A 7,715-nucleotide genomic window follows, 5' to 3' on the forward strand; every position below is an offset into this window, starting at 1 on the left:
CCGCGGAGACCACCACCGTGTGCGACACCCCGGGGGTGTTGTCCACGAAATTGGTGATCAGCCAGTTCAGGTTCTGTGCGGCCTGGCTCATCTGATTCAACTCAACGCTCCTGATGATCTGCGCCGTTGCCGTCTTCCCGGCCTCCGAAACCGTCGAAGCCGGGCTGCTGGACACCATGGTTGAAGCCCGCCGGGTTGCCCTGGCCGGCCTGTTCCGCACCGGCCCGGCGGCCCTGCTGGATGCCGCGCCGCAGGTTGGTCAGCCGGCCGCGCACCTCCTCGGGGGCGCGGGAGACCTGCGGACCGGTCAGCGGGGACGCCTCGGCGGTGCCGGAGACCAGGTTGGCCTGCGGGGTCCGCCGGGGGAGGCCGGACATGGTGACGCCACTGGTGGAGGGCTCGCGGACCTGCTCGGCCCGGCGCCAGCGCTCGTCGTTCGCGGACGGGCGCCACGGGGCGTCGTCCGGACCGGCCGGCTGGCCCGGCTGCGGCTGCTGAGCCTGTTCGGCCTGCTGGGCCTGCTGGGCCGGAGCCTGCTGGGCCTGGGCCTGCTGACCCGGTGCCGGCTCCTGGAAGCCCGGCGCGGTCGTCCCGGGCCGGCGCGGCTGGTACGAGCGGGCCCGGCCGTCCTCGCGGGCCCACGACTGCCCGTCCTGCCCGAAGTCCGGCAGACCGCCCTGGGCACCGCCCTCGGACGGGCCGGTCGGCAGCGCCATCGGCTCCTGGCGGAACTGCTCCTGCCGGACCGGCTCGGGCCGCGCCTGCTCCTGGCGGACCGGCTCCGGACGGGGCGGGGTCGGCACGTTCGGCAGCACCGGCTCGACCAGGCCGAGGCCCAGCGGGTCACGCGGGTCGATCTCGCTGGCCTCGAAGCGCGGCCGGGCGAACTGCGCGGTGCTCTCCATCGACGACGGCTCGGCCGACGGCAGCGGCTGGGCCTGCTGCGGCGGCTGCGGCTGGAACTGCTGCGGCGGGAGCTGCGGCTGCTGGGCGCGCTGCGGCGCCTCCGGGCCGGGGCCGGGACGCTGCGGCCGGCGCGGCCCCTGCGGAGCCTGGCCGCCCGGGGCACCCGGTCCCTGCGGAGCCTGCCCCGGCTGGCGGCGCTGCGGCAGCCCGTCCTGCGGGCGGTTGCCCGGACGGGCCCCCTGGCCCTGCGGCCCGCCGGGCCCACCCGGACGGCCCGGCTGGTCGGCCCAGCCGTGCTGCGGCTGCTCGGCGGTCCGGGCACCGGGCCCGCCGTCGAACTCGGCGCGCGGACGCTCCTGGCCGGGGCGGCCGCCGTCGGCGGGCCGGCCCTGAGCGGGCTGCGGCCGGCCGGGCTGCTGGCCGCCGCGGCGCGGCAGACCGCCCGGGCCGCCCTGCGGCGGGCCCTGCCGGCCCGGGCCCTGCGGGGGCAGACCGCCCTGCTGGTTCGGTGCCGGCTGGCCCTGCGGCTGCTTGCCCTGCGGCTGCTTGCCCTGCGGCTGCTGGCCCTCGCGCAGCGACTGGCCGGCCTGCCGGGTCGGCAGACCGCCACCGTTGCGGCCGCCCTGCCCGGGCCGGCCACCCGGGCCGGCGGGCGCACCCGGCGCACCCGGGCCCGCCTGGCCGCCGGGGCCGCCCTGGCCGAGCTGCGGACGGCCCTGCGGGGCACCGCCCGCCGGGCCCTGGCCGAGCGCGGCCGGGCCGCCGTTCGGGCCGCCGTTGGGGTTGCCGGGCATCTGGCGCTGCTGACGCGGCGTCGGGGCGGCCCCGCGCTGCTGCTTGGCCTGCGCGGAGCCGGGCCGGCCGGCGCCGCGGCGGTCGGCCGAGTTGGTGACGTCCACCGGGAGCATGACCAGCGCGGTGGTGCCGCCGGAGTCGCTGGGGCGCAGCTGGATCCGGATGCCGTGACGCAGCGACAGGCGGCCGACCACGAACAGGCCCATGCGACGGGAGACCGAGACGTCCACGGTCGGCGGGCTGGCCAGCCGCTCGTTGATGTCGGCGAGGTCGTCGGGGCTCAGGCCGATGCCGGTGTCGTGGATCTCGACCAGCACCCGGCCGTCCGGCAGGGCGTGGCCGGTGACCCGGACCCGGGTCTGCGGGCTGGAGAACGAGGTGGCGTTCTCCAGCAGCTCGGCGAGCAGGTGGACGAGGTCGTTGACGACGCGGCCGGCGACCTCGGCCGACGGCACCGTGGCGAGCTCGATGCGTTCGTACTGCTCCACCTCGGAGGCGGCGGCGCGGAGCACGTCGACCAGCGGGACCGGGCGGGTCCAGCGGCGGCCCGGGTCCTCACCGGCGAGGACGAGGAGGTTTTCGCCGTTGCGGCGCATACGGGTCGCGAGGTGGTCCAGCTTGAAGAGGTTGGCCAGCTGGTCCGGGTCGGCCTCGCGGCTCTCCAGCTCGGAGATGAGCGACAGCTGGCGCTGGATGAGGCCCTGGCTGCGGCGCGAGAGGTTGGTGAACATCGCGTTGATGTTGCCGCGCAGGAGGGCCTGCTCGGCGGCGAGGCGGACGGCCTCGCTGTGCACCATGTCGAAGGCGTGCGCCACGTGGCCGATCTCGTCGGCGGAGTCGACGCCGACGGGCTCGACGGTGACGTCGACGTCGTGCGGGTCGCTCTCGGAGAGCGTCTTGACCAGCTCGGGCAGCCGCCGCTCGGCGACGTCCTCGGCCGCGGCCTGCAGCCTGGTCAGCGAGCGCACCATCGAGCGGGCGATCAGACCGGCGCCACCGAGGGCGACGAGCAGCACCAGGGCGACGGCGGCACCGATGATCAGGGCCTCGGTGTCGGCGGCGGACTGGAGGTCCTGGGCCTTGCCGTCCAGGTCCTCGATCAGCTTGCTCTCGATCCGCCGCTCGGCGGTGATCTTGGCGCTGGCCTTCTCGTACCAGTCCTTGTAGGAGACCGGGTCGGTCTGCTGGATACCGCTCTGCTGGAGGATCGAGCGCGCGTAGCGGTCGGCGTCGGCGACCACCGAGTTGTAGCTGAGCTGGCCGCGCAGGTTGTCCAGGTCGTGCGAGGTGTAGATGTTGTTGAAGCTGGTGAGCGCGTTGTCGTAGGAGGCGCGCAGGCGGATACCGAAGGACTCGTCGCTCAGGCTGAGGTTCGGGGCCTTCGGGTTGGCGAGCGCGGCGCTGATCAGGGCGCGCTGCTGCGAGGTGGTGTTCTTGGCCAGCGAGAACTGCTGGAGGGCGCGGGTGGCGCGGACCAGGTCCTTGTTGTTGGAGCCGAGCGCGATGTCCTGGGTGATCGACAGCAGGTCGCGGATGATCACGTCGTAGGCCGTGATCGTCGACTGGATGTTCTGGTTGTTCTGGTACGGCGTGTTGCGCGCGTCCGAGATCGAGTTCAGGTCCTTGCGGATCTGGAAGAGCAGCGCCTTGCCGCCGGAGAGTTCCAGGTTCTCGAACTTCTCCGAGGAGGCGGTGAAGGTGCGGCTCAGATCGTCGGTCTTCTTGCGGGCGGCGACGATGTCGTCGTCGAGCGGGGCGGCCGGGTCGTGGGTGATCGGCCCGGCGCTGATGTCCCGCTCGTTCTGCAGGGCGTCGGCGAGGTTGGTCGCCTTCTTGGCCAGATCGGAGAGGTTGGCCATCTGGGCGAGCTGCTGCGAGGCCTCGAGCGAGGTCTGGATGCGCAGGCCACCGAGGACGAGGGCGACGAGCACGGGCAGGGCGAGCAGGGCGATCAGGCGGGTACGGATCCGCCAGTTGCGCAGCGCCAGCCGGCTCATGCCCTTGGCGCGCCGGCGGGTGAGGGTCTTGCGGAGCTTGTCCCGGGTCGACTTCCGGTCCTGCTGCCCGTCGTCCTCCTGCCGGCCGGAGTCGGGGCCACCGGAGCCAGGGTGGCCGGAGTCGGGGCCACCGGGGCCGGGCCGGCCGGGCGCCTCGAGGGCCGGTTCGGCCGGGCCGCCGGGCGCTACCGCCTGCTGGGGGCCTGCTGTGGGCTCACGCGACTCCGGGTCACCCGCGGCGCCGCTACCCCTTTTGAAACGTCCCTGCACTGGCGTCGCAACCTCTGGACCGGGCGTCCCGCCGCGTCGCCGCAGCCTGGACGGTGTGGAGTTTCCATCCGCACCCCGGCCGGTCCGGGAGAGCGGGTCGCCGGGGTGGACTGCTCCCTACCCACGGTCCGTGGCATTCCAGCACAGCGGCGGAATCCCAACAAGGGCCGACAGGGCACCCCGCGTGGCGCTACCGAACGCGCGCATGACTTCACTGACTGTGTGCCAACCGGACCGGAATACCGCCTTTTTCGGACACTCGCCGGATACATGCCAACCTGACCCGAGATCAACAAGAGTCACAGAGCTTCCCGAATGCCCGTTATTTCCGGTATGTCGGCAAAATCTGATGCAGCGATATGTCGGATATAAGAGAATTGCTCTTCAATTTGTGAGCAAAATCACAGGTGAATGTGTAGCTTTGGTCACGGTGGCTGTGGAAAGAGATCCGTAATCTGGCTGCATCCGGAGCACGGCCCCGATCAGCCTGCCCAGAATCCCCCGAATCACTCAGGCCGGCGCCGATTCCCCGTGGACGCGCCGGGCCGCGACCCCAAGGTGCTGACGCGATGTCCCAGGCGAAGAAGGCCGCCACCAAGTCCACGCTGTCCTGCCGCTCCACGGCGAACCCGCGCCGGACCACGCTGGCCTCGGTCGAGGACTTCAGCAAGATCCCCGGCGCCCGCCGGGCGGAGCAGGTCGTCGTCTACTCCACCGAGCTGCCGGCCAGCACGGCCAACCCGCGCCGCACCACGCTGATGGTCGCGCCGGTGGTCGCCGTCCCGCAGGACTGACCGGACCCGCTTCGCCGAAGGGCGTCGCGGCCGCACCCCACCGTGCGGCCGAGGCGCCCTTCGGCGTCCCCGGGCAGGCCCGGCGCGGGCCGGACGCAACCGCGCTGAACAGGGGCAAAGCGGTCAGCCGGGGGCTCACGCGATAGCCTGGACGACGATTGAGCGGGGCCGGGCCCAACGGGCGCGGCGCCCACCAGCGCCCGGGCGCGCCCCGGGCGGCCGACGAAGCGAGGGGTAGCCCAGCCGTGCGCATTGCCAGGTTTTCCGTCCGGGAGGGGAGCCCTGCCGCCGGCAGCGTCTCCTTCGGCGTGGTCGAGGGCGACCCCGCCCAGCCCGAGTCACTGGTCGTCCACGCCCTGGCCGGCCACCCCTTCGGGCAGCCCCAGCCGACCGGCGAGAGCTACCGCTTCCAGGACGTGCGGCTGCTCAGCCCGATGCTGCCCAACAAGATCATCGCGGTCGGCCGCAACTACGCGGCGCACGCGGCCGAACTCGGCAACGACGTCCCGGACGTCCCGCTCACCTTCTTCAAGCCGTCCACCTCGGTGATCGGCCCGACCGAGTCGATCGCCTACCCGCCGTTCTCCTCGGACGTCCACTACGAGGCCGAACTGGCCGTGGTGATCGGCCGGATGTGCCGCGAGGTCCCGCTGGACCGGGTGCCCGAGGTGATCCTCGGCTACACCTGCGCCAACGACGTCACGGCGCGGGACGTCCAGCAGCGCGAGGGCCAGTGGGCCCGCGCCAAGGGCTTCGACACCGCCTGCCCGCTCGGCCCGTGGATCGAGACCGACCTCGACCCGGCCGACCTCGCCATCACCTGCACGGTCAACGGCGAGCCGCGGCAGACCGGCCGCACCTCCCTGATGGTCCGCTCGGTCGCCGAGCTGATCGTCCACATCTCCGAGGCCATGACGCTGCTGCCCGGCGACGTCATCCTCACCGGCACACCCGCTGGGGTGGGCCCCCTCAACGTCGGCGACCAGGTCGCCGTCTCCATCGAAGGCATCGGCACTCTCACCAACAAGGTGATCAAGCGTGGCTAACACCGACCCCACCGTCCGGGTCCGTTTCTGTCCGTCCCCGACCGGGAACCCGCACGTGGGCCTGGTCCGTACCGCCCTCTTCAACTGGGCCTTCGCCCGCCACAACGGCGGCACGCTGGTCTTCCGGATCGAGGACACCGACTCCGCCCGCGACTCCGAGGAGTCGTACAACCAGCTGCTCGACGCCATGCGGTGGCTCGGCTTCGACTGGGACGAGGGCCCGGGGACCGGCGGCCCGCACGAGCCGTACCGGCAGTCGCAGCGGATGGACATCTACGCCGACGTCGCCCGCCGCCTGCACGAGGCCGGCCACGCCTACTACTGCTACTGCAGCACCGAGGAGCTGGACGCCCGCCGCGAGGCCGCCCGCGCGGCCGGCCGGCCCTCCGGCTACGACGGCCACTGCCGGGACCTGACGGACGATCAGATCGCCGTCTACAAGCTGGAGAAGCGCGAGCCCATCCTGCGCTTCCGGATGCCCGACACCACCATCAGCTTCGACGACCTGGTGCGCGGCACGCTCACCTTCGAGCCGGAGAACGTGCCGGACTACGGGATCGTCCGGGCCAACGGCGCGCCGCTCTACACCCTGGTCAACCCGGTGGACGACGCGCTGATGAACATCACCCATGTGCTGCGCGGCGAGGACCTGCTCTCCTCGACCCCCCGCCAGATCGCGCTGTACGCGGCGCTCGCCGAGATCGGTGTCGGCGACGGCAGCACCCCGCGCTTCGGCCACCTGCCGTACGTGATGGGCGAGGGCAACAAGAAGCTCTCCAAGCGGGACCCGCAGGCCTCGCTCAACCTGTACCGCGAGCGCGGCTTCATCCGTGAGGGCCTGCTCAACTACCTGTCCCTGCTGGGCTGGTCGCTCTCCGCGGACGACGACATCTTCAGCGTGGAGCAGCTGGTCGAGGCGTTCGACATCGCGGACGTCAACGCCAACCCGGCCCGCTTCGACCTGAAGAAGTGCGAGCACGTCAACGCCGAGCACCTGCGCCGGCTGGCCCCGGAGGACTTCGTCCGCCGGCTGGTGCCGTACCTGCAGGCCCCCGGTCTGCTCCCGGCCGAGCCGACCGCCGCGCAGCTGGAGCTGCTGGCCAAGGTGGCACCGCTCACCCAGGAGCGGATGGTCGTGCTGAGCGAGATCGTCAACATGGCGGGCTTCCTCTTCGTCGACCCGGCCGACTTCACGCTCGACCCGGGCGACGCGGCCAAGGTGCTCACCGCGGACGCCCGCCCGGTGCTGGAGGCCAGCATCAAGGCACTGGAGGCGCTGGAGGACTTCTCCCCGGAGCCGATCCAGGCGGCGCTGCGCGAGGCGCTGGTGGAGGGGCTGGGCATCAAGCCCAAGTTCGCCTTCACGCCGCTGCGGGTGGCCGTCACGGGCCGGCGGGTCTCCCCGCCGCTGTTCGAGTCGATGGAGCTGCTCGGGCGCCCCGAGACGCTGCGTCGGCTGACCGCCGCCCTGGCGGCCGTTCCGGCCGCCTGAGGCAGCCTCCGAGCAGGTCGCGGGCCCGGCTTCAGGCCGGGCCCGCGGCGTTCCCGGCCCGGCCTGCGGTTATCGATTTTGGAGCCGCGCCCGGCATCGGGTAATGTTCTTTCTGCGCCGCCCGGGAGGGAACGGCGAGGGACCAGAAACCTCGTCAGGACCAAGCAGGCGGAGCAGCGCCGAGCAAGACCCCGTCAGGGGGTTGAACTCCGGTGGGGTATGGTGTAATTGGCAGCACGAGTGATTCTGGTTCATTTAGTCTAGGTTCGAGTCCTGGTACCCCAGCGCAGTACCCTTGCAGTAACCGCAGTGCCCAGCAGTACCGAAGCAGTACAAGCCCCCGTTGTGTAGCGGCCTAGCACGCTGCCCTCTCACGGCAGTAGCGCCGGTTCGAATCCGGTCGGGGGTACTGATC

Annotated in this window: 4 protein-coding genes, 2 tRNA genes and 1 pseudogene; 5 read left to right on the plus strand and 2 right to left on the minus strand. The window is 72.3% G+C overall.

The window, feature by feature from the left end; translation table 11 throughout:
- Both AB0P06_RS19440 and AB0P06_RS19445 read right to left on the minus strand, forming a co-directional pair.
- A pseudogene (locus AB0P06_RS19440) lies at positions 1–91 on the minus strand (roadblock/LC7 domain-containing protein); the annotation flags it as partial.
- Between the two features lie 10 nt (positions 92–101).
- Positions 102–3,968, minus strand: a complete 3,867-nt coding sequence (locus AB0P06_RS19445) for a nitrate- and nitrite sensing domain-containing protein (protein ID WP_363608856.1) — start codon at positions 3,966–3,968, stop codon at positions 102–104.
- 569 nt (positions 3,969–4,537) lie between these two features.
- Between AB0P06_RS19445 and AB0P06_RS19450 the strand changes: the two genes are divergently transcribed.
- The 5 genes from AB0P06_RS19450 (at position 4,538) to AB0P06_RS19470 (ending at position 7,709) form a co-directional block, all read left to right on the plus strand.
- Complete coding sequence (locus AB0P06_RS19450; protein WP_363608858.1) at positions 4,538–4,762, plus strand: hypothetical protein; 225 nt, start codon at positions 4,538–4,540, stop codon at positions 4,760–4,762.
- Between the two features lie 245 nt (positions 4,763–5,007).
- A complete protein-coding gene (locus tag AB0P06_RS19455) occupies positions 5,008–5,808 on the plus strand; it encodes a fumarylacetoacetate hydrolase family protein (RefSeq protein ID WP_363608860.1) in 801 nt (266 codons plus the stop codon).
- Positions 5,801–7,300 (plus strand): glutamate--tRNA ligase, encoded by a 1,500-nt coding sequence (gene gltX, locus AB0P06_RS19460; protein ID WP_363608862.1) that lies wholly within the window; start codon positions 5,801–5,803, stop codon positions 7,298–7,300. The genes AB0P06_RS19455 and gltX overlap by 8 nt, the downstream gene beginning before the upstream one ends.
- A gap of 213 nt (positions 7,301–7,513) precedes the next feature.
- Positions 7,514–7,585 (plus strand) — tRNA-Gln (locus tag AB0P06_RS19465).
- Positions 7,586–7,636: 51 nt separating this feature from the next.
- A tRNA-Glu gene (locus tag AB0P06_RS19470) sits at positions 7,637–7,709 on the plus strand.
- The last annotated feature ends 6 nt before the right edge of the window (positions 7,710–7,715 follow it).

Source organism: Kitasatospora sp. NPDC088351, assembly GCF_040685575.1.
Classification (GTDB): Bacteria; Actinomycetota; Actinomycetes; order Streptomycetales; family Streptomycetaceae; genus Kitasatospora.

Coding starts and splice junctions, on each gene's coding strand:
- AB0P06_RS19450 (WP_363608858.1), top strand. CDS start 4,538: ATGTCCCAGGCGAAGAAGGCCGCCACCAAGTCCACGCTGTCCTGCCGC.